The sequence below is a fragment of the Catenovulum sp. SX2 genome (genome assembly GCF_052056295.1).
GTDB lineage: Bacteria > Pseudomonadota > Gammaproteobacteria > Enterobacterales > Alteromonadaceae > Catenovulum.
Map to the genome: position 1 here is coordinate 846,403 of NZ_CP182493.1, position 16,431 is coordinate 862,833.

Sequence of the window (16,431 nt, forward strand, 5' to 3'; positions counted from 1 at the left end):
AGTTCTTTTTTAAAATTTAATCCCGACTAATTTACTGCCTATCCAAGCAGCAAACAGACAAACAAAAACGTTTAATAATATATTCAGACTCGCTTTAATCCATGCGCCTTGTTGCAATAACAACAAAGTGTCCATAGAAAATGTTGAGAAGGTAGTTAACGCCCCTAAAAAGCCGATACCAATAAATGTACGCCAAGGAATTAATTGCACATATCCTTGGGCGATTAAGGTATATAAAAAGCCAATTATCAGCGAGCCCAAAACATTGACCAGCAGTGTACCAAAAGGAAACTCTTTACCAAACCAGATTAACGCTTGTTGTGAAAGAAAATATCTTAAACACGCACCCAAAGCGCCACCAATCGCAATAAACACATAAGTCACGACTATTCGTACCTCTTATTTGTGCTCTGCTGGTCAAGATTAGCGAGGTAATCTAGTTTTTGTTGAATTTTACTTTCAATACCACGTTCGGTCGGAAAATAATATTTTGTATCCTTAATTTCCTCAGGCATATAACACTCGCCTGCCGCATATGCGTTCGCTTCGTTATGTGCATATCTATATTCTGCGCCATGGCCAAGTGATTTATTAATTTGGGTCGGCGCGTTGCGCAAGTGAAACGGCACATCAAAGCTAGGTAAATTTTCAGCATCACGCAATGCTGCTTTAAACGCAGTGTACACAGCATTACTTTTTGCAGCACTCGCAAGATATACAGCCGCTTGAGCAATCGCCCTTTCACCTTCTGCAGGACCAACTCGGGTATAGCAATCCCATGCATTTAACGCAACTTGCATAGCTCTTGGGTCTGCATTACCAATATCTTCAGAGGCTATGGCTAATAATCTACGGGCAACATATAAAGGGTCAACACCCGATTTCAACATGCGCGCATACCAATACAAAGCGCCATCTGGCGATGAGCCACGAACAGATTTGTGAAAAGCAGAGATCATGTCGTAAAACAGATCGCCTCCCTTATCACCCGCGACTACTTTATGCTCTAACAGAGTTTGTACATGCTCATCAGTTATCTTACGCTGGCCGTTTTCATCAGCTTCCGACATATCTGTAAGAATTTCTAACAAATTAAGCAATTTACGCGCATCACCATCGCTGTAGTCAACTAGCGCATTTTGAATATCGGCTGGAATTTCTAGCGTGGCCGATTCACCACTATGTTGTGGGCGATTTTTAACTTGGGTGATTAATTGTAATAAATCATCTTTGTTGTGCTTTTTCAGTAGGTAAACACGCGCTCGCGATAATAAAGCTCTGTTTAGTTCAAACCCTGGATTTTCGGTAGTTGCACCAACAAAAATAACAGTGCCATCTTCGATATACGGCAAAAATGCATCTTGTTGCGATTTGTTGAACCTATGTACCTCATCAACAAACAACACAGTTTTTTGCCCTTGCGCTTGGGCGACATTTTTTGCATTGTCGATGGCCTGGCGAATATCCTTTACACCAGAGGTAACAGCTGAGATACGTTCAATGTGTGCATTGGCGTATTGAGCAATTAATTCTGCAAGAGTGGTTTTGCCAGTACCCGGCGGCCCCCACAAAATAAGTGAATGCACACGGCCAGACTTTATCGCTTTAAATAAGGGTTTATCTGGCCCTAATATGTGCGACTGACCAATGTACTGTTCAATAGTCTGCGCACGCATACGCGCTGCTAAAGGCTTATTCAACTCATCAAATAACATGATTAAAAATTAGCTTAACTTGTTATCTTTGGTCGTCTACTTCAATGCCATCTTCTATAGCAAATTTGAAGTAGTTCGCTGCATAATCACTGCTGTTACGTAAGTTAAATGCAGTAAATGAGTATTCGCTTAATTGGTTTTGTCTGTCTTTAATATTTAATGCTGTCACTTGGTCAGTTGCAGAAAAAGCTAAATCTACATAATCAATTTGCTGCTCTTGTGATTTAGCTTTTATGCGATAAGTTTTATCCGCAACTTTAGATATTTCATACGCCTGCCATGCATCAGATGTTGGCTGTAATAATAATAAAATTGGGTTTGAATCAACTAAACTGATGTAGTTATAAATTGATACTTGCTCAACAAACGGGTCAAAAAACCACACACTTTGGCCATCTGACACTAATAAATTTTCGTTCGGTTCATAAGTTTGCCAACGAAATTTATTTGGTTGCACTATATCAACTTGACCTTGGGTGGTTTGCACCACCTTACCTTGACTATCCGTCACTTTTTGCGAGAACTGCGCGCTAAACCCTGATAAGGTTTGTAATTTTTGCTGTAATTCTTTTACTGCTTCACTTGCTTGTAAACCACACGCCATCATCACTAACGACGCGCCTAAAACCATTTTTTTTATAAACTGCATATATTAATCATCCAATTTTGGTGGCGCTGCCGCCAATACTTCACGTGCCCCGTTATGGCCTGCACTGGTTACGACCCCAGACATTTCCATTTGTTCCACAATACGAGCCGCACGATTATAACCAATTCTAAATTTACGTTGTACGCTAGAAACCGATACTTTGCGAGTTTCGGTTACAAAAGCTACGGCTTCATCATATAAAGCATCAACCTCTTCACCCTCTGCCATTTCTGGCTGCTCACCCGGTAATAAAATTTCTTCTTCGCCACTTAATACTTCATCAATGTAATCTGGTTTGCCGCGCAGCTTCCACTCAGCAACAACCGCATGTACTTCGTGATCATCAACAAAAGCACCGTGGGCACGGGTTGGGATATTCGTACCAGAAGGTTGATAAAGCATATCACCCATACCCAACAAACTTTCAGCACCTTGTTGGTCTAAAATAGTTCGAGAGTCAATTTTTGATGAAACCGATAAACCAATACGAGTTGGGATATTAGCTTTAATTAAACCTGTAATAACATCAACTGACGGTCTTTGTGTCGCCAAAATTAAGTGAATACCAGCGGCACGTGCTTTTTGTGCAATACGTGCAATCAGCTCTTCAACTTTTTTCCCAACAATCATCATCATGTCGGCAAATTCGTCAATCACCACAACTATACTCGGCAGTTTTTCAAGCTCTGGTGCACTTTCAGCCATGCTATCGCCTGGCTTCCATAATGGGTCAGTTAATGGCGTACCAGCTTCAATATTCTCTTCAACTTTGGCGTTAAAACCTTTTAGATTACGCACCCCAACGGCAGCCATTAATTTATAACGACGTTCCATCTCTCCTACACACCAACGCAGTGCGTTTGATGCATCTTTCATGTCAGTCACAACTTCACACAATAAATGTGGGATGTCTTCGTAAATAGCAAGCTCCAACATTTTAGGGTCAATCATGATCATACGTAGCTCAGCCGGAGTCGCTTTATATAAAAAACTTAAAATCATGGTATTAACCAATACCGACTTACCCGAGCCAGTCGTACCCGCCACTAATACATGTGGCATTTTGGCCAAATCAGCAATAACAGGCTTACCCATAGTGTCGCAGCCCAACACCATAGTCAGAGGTGATTTCGACTTTTCAAATGCATCCGTTTCAATAACTTCACTTAAGCGCACGGTTTCACGGTTCTTATTAGGAAGTTCTAAGCCGATGAAAGGTTTACCAGGAATAACCTCAACTACACGGACAGAAGCTGTAGATAATGAACGAGCTAAATCTTTGGATAGATTTGTAATGGCTGAAACTTTCACCCCTGGCGCTAAATCAAGCTCTAACATAGTAATAACAGGGCCAGGATAAACCCCAACCACATCGGCTTTAATTTTATATTCAAGCAATTTAGCTTCAACTAAACGTGCGACAGCATCCATTTGCTCTTGAGTAATTGGGTTTTCTTTTTTGTCTGCTCTGTCTAGCAAATCAAATGATGGTAAAGGCGTGAGCGGTGGACGAGCAGCCTCTTCCGCCGCTATTTTTTCTTGCTCCGCCATAAAATCAGCATAAGAAGTTTGATCAGCTGATACTCGAATATGCGCTTTTTGTGGTTTCTCTGCTATTTGAACTGTGGCTTCATCCTGATCTTCCGGCAACGGCAATAGAGTTTGTAATGTGTCTTCATCCATCTCAGCCAATTCTTTAAATTCTCCATGGCTGAAATCATCTGCTTGAATTTGCTCAAGACTTCCTAATTCTGGTTCTTTTCTTTCTGAGCTTGTTGAAGTTTCTGCAGCTAACTCTGGCGACTTGGCAACATCAGCAATTTTTGGCAATTCTAGTTTGTCATCGGCGGTTGTTTCTGGCTCTTTATTACCAAAAATTGAATCTAAACTAGGCATCAAACGCTTTTTAGCTGTCTCGGTTTGCTCTACAACCTGCTCATTATCAGACTCGACTTCATCGTTTTGTTGATCAGATTGATCTTGTTGCCACGGCAATTTATTCGTGCCTAACAAACGGGTTTGTGGCTTATCAGAAGTGTCTTCAAGCGCTTTAACAATGGTCGATTTATCTTCAGTGATATTTAAATCCGATTTAGCAAAGTCCGAATCATCAGAGTCTGCTTGTTGTCGTTTTTCGGCAAGCTTTTCTTTTAATTTATTAAATTGCTGCCACAACCAATCGCCAGCAAAAATAACGTACTCACCCGTTTTGTCGATTAAAAACAGCCAAGAAACACCAAATAACAAAGTAACACCCGTGCAAAAAAAGCACAGTAACAACAAGGTTGAGCCAACAAAATTGAAATATGGCAGCATAGATTTACTGACGACATCACCTAACAAACCACCAGATGAATACACAAATACGTCCGCAAAATTCATGCTAGACAGTGCTGTGGTTGAAACAAGCAACAGGATAAAACCGATTATACGCAACCCGAGAGCAAGGAAGTCGACCTCAAAGAAATTCGGTTTCTTTTGAAACAGTACCCAGCCCAGATAACTCACTGCCACAGGCACTAAATAAGCAACAGCGCCAAAAAAGAATAAAAGAATATCGGCAAGCCACGCGCCTATCGCTCCAGCCATATTGCGAACAGGCATATCGTAGCCAGATTGGCTCCAACTTGGGTCGAGCGGATCAAAAGAAACGAGTGCCAACATAAGATACAAAGCACAACAGCCGCAGGCTAATAATCCAACTTCAAGAAGGCGTTGAATACCCGTTAACGATTTAGCTTGGGTGTTTTCGGTCAAAATCATACTCACCTGTTATAGTTATTTCCGCGTGACATTCTAACGTGATTTAACATCTTAATAAATTATTACGTAGAGCTAATTCAATATAAATAGCGATAATCAGCCCTGCCTTTCAGGAGCCTCACAGACAGCCCACTTCTGTGTTGTATCATTTTGAAAGGTGCCTACATTCCTGCAATGATACGCCTTGAATTGAACTGTCTGTGATGACTCTGATATTCGCAATTTATATTGATTTAGCTCTATACTAAATAAAGACAGTGTTGGCAAATGAGCAGCTTAATATGAATATTGGTGTGATAAAAGAAATAAAAGTTCATGAATATCGCGTTGGCTTAACCCCAGACAGTGTTGCCGAATTGGTAAAAAACAACCATTGGGTATGGGTAGAATCTGGTGCAGGTTTAGGTGCTAATTTTACCGACCAAATGTATCAGCAAGCAGGCGCTATTGTTGGCACAAAACAACAGGTGTTTGAACACGCCAATTTAATTGTAAAAGTAAAAGAACCTTTGCTAGAAGAAGTTGAGTTGTTTACACCAGAGCATGTGTTATTTACTTATTTGCACTTAGCAGCAGATAAAAAGCTCACCCAAGCATTAGCAGCAACAGGAGCAACTTTTATAGCTTACGAAACAGTGACTAATGAATTAGGCCAACTGCCGCTATTGCAACCTATGTCACAAATTGCTGGGCGCTTAGCCACCCAAGTTGGCGCACAATCTTTACTAAAATCGCAAGGTGGCAAAGGTAAATTGCTAGGTGGATTGCCAGGAGTTCCCCCTGCACATGTAGTAGTGATTGGCGCTGGCAATGTTGGAGAACAAGCCGCACTCATTGCCATGGGCATGCAAGCCAAAGTCACCATGCTCGATACCAATATCGACCGCCTTGACCAACTAAAAAATAAATATGCCGGAAGTTTAAATTGTGTGATCGCCTCAGAAAACACCATTAAAGCAGCAGTATTAGAAGCAGATATGGTGGTAGGCGCAGTATTAGTTACCGGCGCTAGTTCACCCAAATTGGTAAAAAAAGACTGGTTAAGCAATATGGAAAAGTTCTCTGTGTTAGTCGATGTGGCAATTGACCAAGGAGGCTGTTTTGAAACATCGCGACCAACTACCCATAGTGAACCAACCTATGAAGTTGATGGCATAGTGCATTATTGCGTAACCAATATGCCAGGTGCAGTGCCGGTTACCTCAACAATCGCATTAAATAATGCAACCCTGCCCTATGTAAAACGTATCGCTGAACTAGGTTTACAGCAAGCTTTGGCTGAAGATCCCGGGTTAAATAATGGGGTGAATATTTTACATGGAAAGGTGGTTTATAAGGGGTTGGTGTAACCCCTTATTTATCTAGCTAAATCATTTAGCTAATTCAACTACTTAGTTAATTAGCAAGAAAAGCGTTTACCGCGCTTGCGCTTAAACTCTCTCACTTTCAGAAAGCCATGAAGTTTTAGTGAAAGCCTCTTAAAAATTGAAATTGTTTCTGGGTAGCGGCTTTTGGAAAAATCTGGCTCGACACCATCCAATATAGACTCCCAACTGTCGTCATTTTCATAACCACAATCAATTAAATCTGGGGTCATTGAGCCATGGCGTAATGTTTGACCTTTAATGCGTTGTAAATTCTTTTTCCACAAACCAATGCTTGCCGGGCTTATTGGACGGAGCCCTTTTAAAGCTTTTGATGAACCTTCGGATACTTTGGCATGTAAATGATAGTCGGTGAAATCGTGCAATTTTTCTAACCAAGGGAAACGCTGCATTATTTGTTGCTGCACTGCGTTTGGATCAGAAACAAAATCCTCATAGCGAATCTCTAGAAAGTTATTGAAATTGCGCAACGCCTTACCGTGTGCATGTAAATCACGCCAAAGGGTTAAATTTGAGTAATACTTGGACATGTCTTTGCCGTGACGACTACAAATAGAATCACGCGGATCACGCAACAAATAAATCACGTAAAAATCGGGTGTTTGATCAAGTATTTGCGACATGTAATAAGTGTCTTTTGGTCTTTTACTGATCAACACATCACCATCATTCGCATCGGTTAAATGGAAACGAATTTCGTGATCGTATTTTTTATCAACTTTAAAGCAAGTCACCATTGCCTCGTGCAATAAAGTTGTGCCGGTGCGAGGTGAGCAAGCTACGATATGAATTTGTTTAAACATGCAGTTTGTAGGTATTAGAATTTAAAACAAAGGCCAATGATAACACATAATAGAAAGTTGCAAGCACTCAATAAACTAACGCCAATTAACCCTTATTTTTAACCCACTATAAAGCTTTACCCAACTGCTGCCAGTTTTGCTTAAACTCAGGCAAATAAGGCATAAAATAATCTAAAATTCTAACTCTTTCAGCGTCACGAACTTTTGTCGTAATATCACCTCTGTATAGCGCTTCGATAAATTCAAAATCACCATAATAGGCCGCCAAAAAAAATAAATTAGCAAATGCAGAGCCATCATCCAAAATTTTTTGGTTGCCTTTAAGGCTTTGATATAAAGTCGTTTCACTTGAAAAATCAAACTCGGCCTGCATTTGCGGAATGCAATGTTCAAACCAATAGTGTATCTGTCGATAAATATCGTCTTCTGGCGTTTGTTCGCTGTCCCAGTTTTTAAATAAGCCGGAATATTGAATATTGGTTCCCAGCCGACGCATTGACATAAAAAAGTGTTTACCATAGCTTTTTCTATTAAATTTTTTTTCAAATTTGGCCAGCTGCGGATAATACACATTAATATAAGGTCTGAAATCAACCGAAGCCCAGCCATCGGCGGCGCCTTTAAAGGAAAAACCCGGATCTATGGTTTGGTAAGCAAACTTAGCTGATTTATTTTTAAACTGACCAGCGGTAAACTGCCAGTTGGGGTAATCGGCCGCAACCTCTTTGCAAATCGCCAATATTTTTGTTTTGTATGTCATACAGCTACTGACTCAACTCGGCAATTTTTGCTTGGTCTAGGTATTTCTCAAATGCCCCTATAGTTTGTGATACGTTTTGATTACTCATAAGCTCTTGCATCGCAACTTCACCAACTAATCTAAACGCACCTTCAATTGCCAATGAGCCACTTTCTTTAAGTGCGGCTTTCGCTTGAGCTGGGCAGTCGCTGGTCAATAAACGTGTTATCAAACCACCAACGAATTGATTCGAAGTATCATGGTCTTTATCAGTAATTTTCGAAAACGGCATAATTTCTGGGTGAGCTGACATGGCAAAAAATATCCATTTGGCTAAATCTTTACGCTCGCGCCCGTTGAGGGAATCAACCAGACAAGTGCCTAACTGCTGAGTAGCTGTGTAACCTTGGCTAGGTGCAGCCTGTACTGCAGTCGTTGAAAATAAGATACCATTTACCAATAGCATGCTTGTTATAAATTTTTTCATTTCCTTTAACCCTGTTTTAATTTTGCATAAAGTCGAACACTAATCCTGTTTCTAACAAAAAACCGGCTAAAAACCAAGTTCAACTTTTCCGCTTAGCATATTTAGCTTTGCGCTTACGTTTGTTGTCGTACAGCACTTCATCAGCGCGTTTTATCGCATAATCTATATCAACAAAATCGTCTCGCGCAAAGCTGTAATAACCTATGCTAATACCAAAATGAAAGGCTAAATTTTGTTGTTGGTTTATCGCTTCTACTTTTTGTTGCAGCCGGTTAATAATATTTTGTGCGGTAAATGCGTCTATGTCGGCGGCTATTACAAACTCATCACCGCCCATGCGCGCGACAATATCTGCGTCTCGAAATACATGTTTTAAGCTATCTGCGGCGAGTTTTATTGCACTGTCACCGGCAGCATGGCTTAAGGTGTCATTAATGGATTTTAAGTTGTCTAAATCGGCATAAAAAAAGGTAAATTGGTTCGCATCTGAGTGCTTAAACAGGTAATCAAAATTTTGGTAAAAGCCCCTGCGGTTATGCACTTGCGTCATATCGTCTATGGTCGATATTCGTTGCAGGGATTTATTATGCGTGGCTAATTGGGCATTTTTTTGCTGCAAAACATCTAATAAATATTCATTTTTATGTGCCATTTTCTGCATTTTTTCAAGAATGCGAATAGTGTTTAATGTAGTCGCAATATTTACGCTAATTTCTTGCAAATCTTGCAAACGCCCCTGCTCCATATCAAACACAACAAAGCCAAAATGGCTGCTGGCATAAAACAGGTTACGTACAACTAAACAGGAAAATTCATCACTAGAAAATTGCTCACTTGGCAATAATTCTAATGTTGGAAACATACAGCGCGATTCAAACTCTTTTCTTTGCCCTTTGTGATAACAATAAATAAGTTCTGAATACTGCGGTGGCTCGGTGGTTTCAGTTACTTCAAATGCATCATCTAAATAACAGCTTATGTAACAGCCTGATATGCCTCTAAACTGCAGAGCTGTAGTGAGTTTGGCGAAAAAATCTTGATAGCTCAAAGACTGAGTATTGTCGTATAAATTAAAGTCTTCAGTGAAGAGTTTCTGTGAAGAACTTTCGACTTCGCTCTGATAATGACAGCCACACGACTGACGATAAATAAGTGGTGTATCGTGCAAAATAAGCTGAGGTTTGTTTGGATCGCCCTCTTTTAATAATCGCACAGCATCGGCCGACATTTTTTCGTGCGGATGCTCCACTGTGGTTAGTTGCGGTGAAACTAATTTTGCATTGGTTGAATTGTCAAATCCGACAACGGCAATTTTGCCAACCAATTCAGGTTTAAAATTATTGATGTAATCTAGTACCGCAATCGCTGATTCATCGTTTGGAAAAATAATCGCATCGGGTAAACAATCTTGGGCAAATATCTGTTTGGCAACATTGAGAGCTTCGGTTGAATTCCAACTGAGTTGATATATTTGTGTTTGTGCAAACAAATTGTGTTTTTCTAATACTTGTTTCGATGCTTCAAAACGACGCGTCGCTTCATCAGAATTGAGTGGGCCCCGCATCAACGCGAATTTTTTGTAGCCATGAACACTAATTAAATGTTCGGCCAACTCAGCTGAACCATTTTCACTACGCAGGCGAATTGTGTGGCAAAGAGTGCGGTCGAAATAATAATTGACCACATTATTATCCAGCGGTGTTAAAAAGTGTTTTTGATATAAATCTGTTGGGTATTCATCCGGCGCAGCTGCAGTAGTTACTATCAAGCCATCAACTGAGTTTTTTGAGACAAATCGATAAATAAAATTTTGCTGTTGGTGACCATAACTCAGAGAGGTTAAACACCGGCCTTCAAACGCAACCAACAATGCCTTGTTGGCCAAACATTCTTGTTTTAATGATTTGAAAATCCGCATGTTGTTGTTGCGGACTATCTCACTAATAATTAACCCTACACGTTGCCGTTTCACCATCAAATAAACACAATTGAACTAACCTAAATTAAGATTAGTTCAATTTGTTTATATGGCTAGTCAGAGTGACTTATAAAGCGTTAATTCTCTGATACATCATGCGGTTGTTGAGCTTTTGTGCCATGTACAAAGCTAGATCTTTTAAATCTCGATTTGCCGCTAAATCATTTTTGTGCTGCCACAATTTTTGTAACGCTTGATTGGTTTGTCCCAAATTATCCATGAGTAGTGTATAGGTATACAAATATTGGCTTGGATTAAATGAATTAGTATAAGCCTGCTCTGCATGTGTAAGCGCTTGTTGGTATTGTTTAATGCGAATTAAATGCAGTGCATAACTATAGTGGATATCGGCCGAATTAGGATTATGTGTTAAGCCTTGTTTAAGCACTTTTTCAACCATAGGGTCTTGCTGCATATTACGATAAATATCGGCTAAATTGACGTACCCAGGAGCAAAATACGGCTCTATTTCTGTGGTGCGTTTAAACTGTTCAAGCGCTTTATTCACTTCACCTTGGCGATATAAATCATTGGCATAATTAAGCCTACCTTCAGCACGCCAACTGTTTATTTGCATGAATTGATTGTATTCATCAAAGGCTTGTTTAAAGGTTTTGCCATCAACTTTTGCATCTATTAGTGCTTGTGCTGCTGCAACCCTGACTGCTTTTAACTTATCTTGCAACAAAGGTTGAATAAGTGGCGTGCGTTCAGTAGCTGGCACTAAACTCGCAACTTGAGCAGCGGCAATGCGAATCAACGGATCATCATTTTTAACAAAAGGAGTCAGTTGCTTGGCTGTTACTTGTGGAAAATAATAAGCCAACATACGAATCAAAGTCGCTCGCTTCATGACATCTAATTCTAAATTAGCGGCCAAGGCTAAGTGTTGGTCTAAACTGCTTGCTTGACCCGCATGAATTTGCATATATTGCACAAGTTCAGCAGGTGTTTTGGCATCATGCCCAAACCATTTTTCTATTTGCTTAGCAGCCCATTGGTTAGTTTTATTTTGTCCATCAGCATCTTTTGCATGGCAGCTTACACAAGCATTAGGTGTTGCAAATGCATCTGACAAATGTGGTCTCGGAATGCTAAAACTATGGTCGCGCCTTGCATCTACCCCCATATAAGTTGTGGTTGGCATATGGCAACTGACACATTCAGCACCTTCACTGCCTATCGGGTGTTTATGATGCTGCTCCACATTGTAGGTATTCACTTCATGACATTGTAAACACAAGCCGTTGGTATCTGATTTTATTTTGTAAGTATGTGGGTCGTGACAATCGATACAATTCACCCCAGCTTCAAACATTTTGCTTTGTTTGAAAGAGCCATGCACATAAACTTCTTCTTTAATTTGTCCATCAGCATAATACAAAGGTGGCACTAAAAATTCAGGCAAGAATTGGTCTAAAAATGGATTGTTAGCCGTAATTCCATCCGTTAGTGGACTGCGCAGTGCATGGCACGCATAACAATTATCCATAAACTGATTGTCTCTTGGTTTGCCATTTAAACTATGCCACTGCGCAATTTTAGCATCAGTGGCAAACTGCCACACACCTTCAATTGTTTTAGTGCTTTGGTAGTTATCATCAGCATGTTTGGCATCTACTGTATGGCAGGATACACAACCAATATTTATATTGTCCCATTTACTCTCAAAAGCATCCTTTACTGGATTATAGTTACGTTTCAATCCATCTGAATGGCAGTCAGCACACATACCATTCCAGTTTTGTAATGGCTGTAACCAATGTAATCTATCTTGCTCTTGAATATACTCTTGACTATGGATGTGATACCAACGTTGACCACCCTCTTCTTTACTGCGGCTGTCCCATGTAAATGGAAAAACCTGCTTTTTCCCATCTGGCATGTCGACTAAATATTGCTGCAATGGATAGTGACCAAATACGTAATCTATTTGGTATTCAGTGACTTTTGCTGGCGTGACCGATTCGTCAGTAATTTTCGCTTTAAATTTGTTGTTATCTTTAAAAAACTCAACTCTTTGTTGGAAGTAGCTTAAATTTGCATTGTTAAAATCGCCTAGCACAGTTTTGTCGCTAACGATATCCATAGCCTTTGCATGATCGGATTGCAGCCAGCTATCCACTACATCTTTATGGCAACTAATACAGTTTTCTGATGCAAACGTTTTACCCACTAAAGCAAAAAAAAACGCGCTATAACAGAAGATTTTATTTAAGGTTTTTAACCACATAACAACTAAAGCTCATCGATTTATTTGGGGTTGGGTACCTCCGCAAATACCCAACCATTTCTACGCATTATGAAGACTTATTTTGCGCTTGTATATGTTGCTGCAACATCTCTTTAACTATGCGCAGTTCACTTTGCACATCATCCAATGTTGGTTCTACTTTACCTTGTTCTTTGTATTTTTCTGCACGGGCTTTGGCATGCTCTTGCTCCATCACGCTAACTACTATCCCAATCACCATGTTTAAAAAGGCGAAAGCCGATAAAAATATAAAGGTTAAATAATATATCCAACTGAGTGGATAAACCTCCATAGTTTCGTACATTACATCTGTCCAGTCTTCAAAAGTCATAACCCTGAACAGAGTTAATAAAGCAATAGTAATGTCACCCCACAATACAGGGTTAATGTTTGCAAACAAAGTGCTGCCAACGGCTGCGTATATATAGAAAATAATAAACATCAACAACATAACATAACCCAATTGCGGTAATGCTTTTACTAACGAGGTTAATAAGATGCGTAATTCAGGGATTATCGACACCATACGTAACACGCGGAATACCCGGATTAACCGGCCGATGACCGCCATTTCTGAGTTATCAACCGGAATTAAGCTGACGAATACAATGAGTGTGTCGAAGCAGTTCCAAAACGAGGTAAAGAAACGCTTTTTGTTTTTATCGGCAATAAAACGAATACTGATTTCAATTAAGAAAAATACTGTAATAAAGTAGTCTAACCAATTGGTCAACTGGATGACACTGTCTGGTAATGGATAAGTTTTTGCGCCAATTAATAACGCAGAAATAACAATGACGGATATAACAAAAATTTCAAAAGCTTTGTTGCTTTTTAACTGCTCAAAACGATCTTGAATAATTTCAAATCGACTCATATTTGCACAGGTGCTTTCCACTTACATATGCTCCAAAAAAGAGAAAGGTTTGCTACAAAAATTGCGGCGATTTTAGCATATTCAATAGAAAAACCTGTGCTCTTTACAAAAATTTTAATCTAGCTTTTTCGCCCTCAACCTATTCGCATTTAACACCACAGTCACTGAAGACAACGCCATTGCAAGCCCAGCTATCATTGGGTTTAAAATAAAACCTAAACTTGGGTATAACACACCTGCTGCAATAGGTATTGCCGCGCTGTTATAGGCAAATGCCGCAAATAAATTTTGTTTGATATTTGTATAAGTGGCTTGGCTAACAGCAATTGCATCTATCACAGTGCTTAGTGAGCCGTGCATCAACACTATATCAGCGCTTTGCATTGCGATATCTGTACCTTGCCCCATAGCAAAACCAATATCTGCGGTTGCCAGTGCGGGGGCATCGTTAATACCGTCCCCCACCATAGCGATTATTGATTGTGGCTGTTGTTGTTTAATTTGAGAAATTATATCGCGCTTATCTACAGGGCTTAATTCTGCATAAACCTGGTTAATCCCCAAAGAGCTAGCAACTTTATTGGCAACTGCTTGGTTGTCACCAGTTAGCATCACAATATCTATACCTCGTTGCTGCAAGGTTTGAATGCTAGTTAAGCTATCGTCCCTAATTTTGTCTTCTATACAAAATACACTGTGCAATTGCTTATTTATCGCAACATAAACCAGCGTATTTGTTTGTTGCTGAATCTCGTCAGGCAAAAGAAGGGAGTCAGTTGCTACCCCATTATTTTGCAACCAACTAATATTGCCAATTAACACCTGCCTACCCTGACATATACCAACCACACCTTTGCCAACAGTTGCAGAAAAATCACTGACATCTATTGGTTTAATTGCATATTCGCCAGTTAAATAATTAACCATAGCTTGAGCTAATGGATGTTCGGATAAAGCCTCAACGCTAGCAATACGCTGTAAATCATTTACATCAAAATCACTTTTAATAAAATGGACTTGGCTAACTTGCGGTTTACCTTGGGTGATAGTGCCAGTTTTATCTAAAACTAAAGTGGTGATTTTGCCAGCTCGCTCAATAGCATCACCATTTTTATACAGCACTCCTAATTTAGCCGCGCGACCAACCCCTACCGTAATCGACATTGGCGTCGCTAAACCTAAAGCACAAGGGCAAGCAATAATTAATACCGAGGTTATTATAACTAACGCGTAAGCAATTTGAGGGCTTGGACCAAACCACCACCAAATACCACCACTGATAGCCGCAATAAACATAACAACTGGCACAAATACACTAGCTATTTTGTCCACCAGCCGACTTATTTGAGGTTTGGTGTTTTGTGCTTGTTTTACTGTTGCGATAATTTGCGCAAGTAAAGTGTCTTGTCCAACTCGTTTGGCAATAAATTTAAGTGTGCCGGTTTGGTTAATACTGCCAGCAACTAACTTATCGCCAGCCATTTTACTAACTGCGATTGGCTCGCCAGTTAACATAGATTCATCCACATAACTGGCGCCACTTTGCACTTGGCCATCCACAGGTATTTTTTCGCCGGGTTTAACCAAAACACAGTCGCCCTGTTGTACCTGCTCGAGTGCTATGGCTTGCGTTTTACCATTTCTTTCAACCCAAGCAGTTTTACTTTGCAATTGAATCAGTTGGCTAATGGCATCAGATGCATTACTGCGTGCTTTTAGCTCTAAAGCTAAACCTAAGTTAACTAAACCCAATATCACCACGGCTGCTTCAAAATACATAAATCTAGCGTTTTGCGGAAAAAGCTCTGGCAAAACGACAACTAAAAATGAGTAACCCCAAGCCGTTAACGTGCCTAACGAAACTAAGGTGTGCATATTGGCTTGTTTATGCTTGAGGTTTTGCCAAGCACTTATGTAGAAATGTTTGCCCGAGATAAACATGACTAACGCGATAGTCACAGCAATCACTAACCACATTATTTGCTCAAAGGTATTGGTTATTTGCATACTGCCACCAAACCATTCATACAGCATTAAACCAGTACCAAAAGCCAAAGCAGTAGCCGCTTGCTTATATTTATTTCTATATTCATCAATGGCTTGCTGCTGATTTTGCGCAAGTTGCTCAGCTTGGTTTTCGCGGGCGATTAATTTTGCGCCGTAGCCTAATTGTGTGACAGCTTTAATTAACTCATCAACATGGCCGTTAGCTTCAACCTCAACTGTGCGATCAGCAAAATTCATTTTTGCTTGTACAACACCTGCTTGTTTATTCAGGGTTGTTTCTATTTTATTGACGCAAGAAGCACAAGACGCACCATCGATTGCTAAATTGTATTTAGTCATCATCCACTCCTTGATTTACTGTTGAAACGAACCAATTAGATGACAAATATGTTCACCGTCAGGTAATTGGTCTTGTTGGTCTTGCCAGGTCTCCAGCGCCAGCGTCATCTTTTGATGCAATTGCTGCATATGCTTAATTTTTTCTTCAACCTCTAACAAACGTTGCTCGATAAGTTTGCGTACAGTCGGACAAGCCGACTGACCACAATCAGCTTTATCTAAAATATCGCTGATATCAGCTACCGAAAATCCTAATTGCCGTGCCGATAAGATAAAGCGCAACCTTGCCTGCTGCTCACTATTAAACAATTTGTAGCCATTGGCTGATTTAGTCGCTGTTATTAAGCCTAAACGGGCGTAATACCTGACTGTATCCGCCGTAGTATTTAATGCTTTCGCTAGTTCGTTAACCTGTAACATAGTCACTCCTAATAC

General features: G+C 40.1%; 13 protein-coding genes. 1 reads left to right on the top strand and 12 read right to left on the bottom strand.

Annotation, left to right across the window (positions count from 1 at the left end):
• Nucleotides 1-9: 9 nt before the first annotated feature.
• The 4 genes from crcB to ACMZOO_RS03620 are packed head-to-tail and all read right to left on the bottom strand — an operon-like array spanning nucleotide 10 to nucleotide 5,127.
• Nucleotides 10-390 carry a fluoride efflux transporter CrcB gene (crcB, locus tag ACMZOO_RS03605; RefSeq protein WP_440906331.1) on the bottom strand — a complete coding sequence of 127 codons (381 nt, stop codon included), beginning with the start codon at nucleotides 388-390 and terminating at the stop codon, nucleotides 10-12.
• Entirely contained in the window at nucleotides 387-1,715 is a 1,329-nt protein-coding gene (locus ACMZOO_RS03610; protein WP_440905428.1) for a replication-associated recombination protein A, read from the bottom strand. Before ACMZOO_RS03610 ends, crcB begins: the two co-directional genes overlap by 4 nt.
• A gap of 22 nt (nucleotides 1,716-1,737) precedes the next feature.
• On the bottom strand, nucleotides 1,738-2,364 hold the full coding sequence (gene lolA / locus ACMZOO_RS03615) for an outer membrane lipoprotein chaperone LolA (RefSeq protein WP_440905429.1): 627 nt from the start codon (nucleotides 2,362-2,364) through the stop codon (nucleotides 1,738-1,740).
• Nucleotides 2,365-2,367: 3 nt separating this feature from the next.
• The gene (locus ACMZOO_RS03620) at nucleotides 2,368-5,127 is read right to left on the bottom strand and encodes a DNA translocase FtsK (protein ID WP_440905430.1); all 2,760 of its coding nucleotides are present in this window, start codon (nucleotides 5,125-5,127) and stop codon (nucleotides 2,368-2,370) included.
• Nucleotides 5,128-5,408: 281 nt separating this feature from the next.
• Here ACMZOO_RS03620 and ald point away from each other — a divergent pair, with 281 nt between their 5' ends.
• A complete protein-coding gene (ald, locus tag ACMZOO_RS03625; protein ID WP_440905431.1) occupies nucleotides 5,409-6,476 on the top strand; it encodes an alanine dehydrogenase in 1,068 nt (355 codons plus the stop codon).
• A 50-nt stretch (nucleotides 6,477-6,526) separates the two neighbouring features.
• Here the strand turns inward: ald and ACMZOO_RS03630 are convergent, their stop codons facing one another.
• The 8 genes from ACMZOO_RS03630 to ACMZOO_RS03665 all read right to left on the bottom strand — a co-directional run bounded on the left by ACMZOO_RS03630 (nucleotide 6,527) and on the right by ACMZOO_RS03665 (nucleotide 16,416).
• Nucleotides 6,527-7,315 carry a sulfotransferase family protein gene (locus tag ACMZOO_RS03630; protein ID WP_440905432.1) on the bottom strand — a complete coding sequence of 263 codons (789 nt, stop codon included), beginning with the start codon at nucleotides 7,313-7,315 and terminating at the stop codon, nucleotides 6,527-6,529.
• 106 nt (nucleotides 7,316-7,421) lie between these two features.
• Nucleotides 7,422-8,075, bottom strand: a complete 654-nt coding sequence (locus tag ACMZOO_RS03635; RefSeq protein ID WP_440905433.1) for a hypothetical protein — start codon at nucleotides 8,073-8,075, stop codon at nucleotides 7,422-7,424.
• A gap of 4 nt (nucleotides 8,076-8,079) precedes the next feature.
• Nucleotides 8,080-8,541: a hypothetical protein gene (locus tag ACMZOO_RS03640; protein WP_440905434.1), complete on the bottom strand. Its 462-nt coding sequence runs from the start codon at nucleotides 8,539-8,541 to the stop codon at nucleotides 8,080-8,082.
• A 79-nt stretch (nucleotides 8,542-8,620) separates the two neighbouring features.
• The gene (locus tag ACMZOO_RS03645) at nucleotides 8,621-10,459 is read right to left on the bottom strand and encodes a diguanylate cyclase domain-containing protein (protein WP_440905435.1); all 1,839 of its coding nucleotides are present in this window, start codon (nucleotides 10,457-10,459) and stop codon (nucleotides 8,621-8,623) included.
• 127 nt (nucleotides 10,460-10,586) lie between these two features.
• Nucleotides 10,587-12,752 carry a multiheme c-type cytochrome gene (locus ACMZOO_RS03650; RefSeq protein ID WP_440905436.1) on the bottom strand — a complete coding sequence of 722 codons (2,166 nt, stop codon included), beginning with the start codon at nucleotides 12,750-12,752 and terminating at the stop codon, nucleotides 10,587-10,589.
• A 67-nt stretch (nucleotides 12,753-12,819) separates the two neighbouring features.
• Complete coding sequence (locus tag ACMZOO_RS03655) at nucleotides 12,820-13,650, bottom strand: ion transporter (protein ID WP_026016724.1); 831 nt, start codon at nucleotides 13,648-13,650, stop codon at nucleotides 12,820-12,822.
• Nucleotides 13,651-13,764: 114 nt separating this feature from the next.
• Nucleotides 13,765-15,996 carry a heavy metal translocating P-type ATPase gene (locus tag ACMZOO_RS03660; protein ID WP_440906332.1) on the bottom strand — a complete coding sequence of 744 codons (2,232 nt, stop codon included), beginning with the start codon at nucleotides 15,994-15,996 and terminating at the stop codon, nucleotides 13,765-13,767.
• A 15-nt stretch (nucleotides 15,997-16,011) separates the two neighbouring features.
• A complete protein-coding gene (locus ACMZOO_RS03665) occupies nucleotides 16,012-16,416 on the bottom strand; it encodes a MerR family DNA-binding protein (RefSeq protein WP_440905437.1) in 405 nt (134 codons plus the stop codon).
• Nucleotides 16,417-16,431: the final 15 nt, after the last annotated feature.

Bases quoted from the DNA above. Each gene is read 5' to 3' on its own strand.
- ACMZOO_RS03610 (WP_440905428.1), bottom strand. From the start codon at position 1,715: ATGTTATTTGATGAGTTGAATAAGCCTTTAGCAGCGCGTATGCGTGCG.
- lolA (WP_440905429.1), bottom strand. From the start codon at position 2,364: ATGCAGTTTATAAAAAAAATGGTTTTAGGCGCGTCGTTAGTGATGATG.
- ACMZOO_RS03620 (WP_440905430.1), bottom strand. From the start codon at position 5,127: ATGATTTTGACCGAAAACACCCAAGCTAAATCGTTAACGGGTATTCAA.
- ald (WP_440905431.1), top strand. From the start codon at position 5,409: ATGAATATTGGTGTGATAAAAGAAATAAAAGTTCATGAATATCGCGTT.
- ACMZOO_RS03630 (WP_440905432.1), bottom strand. From the start codon at position 7,315: ATGTTTAAACAAATTCATATCGTAGCTTGCTCACCTCGCACCGGCACA.
- ACMZOO_RS03635 (WP_440905433.1), bottom strand. From the start codon at position 8,075: ATGACATACAAAACAAAAATATTGGCGATTTGCAAAGAGGTTGCGGCC.
- ACMZOO_RS03640 (WP_440905434.1), bottom strand. From the start codon at position 8,541: ATGAAAAAATTTATAACAAGCATGCTATTGGTAAATGGTATCTTATTT.
- ACMZOO_RS03645 (WP_440905435.1), bottom strand. From the start codon at position 10,459: ATGCGGATTTTCAAATCATTAAAACAAGAATGTTTGGCCAACAAGGCA.
- ACMZOO_RS03650 (WP_440905436.1), bottom strand. From the start codon at position 12,752: ATGTGGTTAAAAACCTTAAATAAAATCTTCTGTTATAGCGCGTTTTTT.
- ACMZOO_RS03655 (WP_026016724.1), bottom strand. From the start codon at position 13,650: ATGAGTCGATTTGAAATTATTCAAGATCGTTTTGAGCAGTTAAAAAGC.
- ACMZOO_RS03660 (WP_440906332.1), bottom strand. From the start codon at position 15,996: ATGACTAAATACAATTTAGCAATCGATGGTGCGTCTTGTGCTTCTTGC.
- ACMZOO_RS03665 (WP_440905437.1), bottom strand. From the start codon at position 16,416: ATGTTACAGGTTAACGAACTAGCGAAAGCATTAAATACTACGGCGGAT.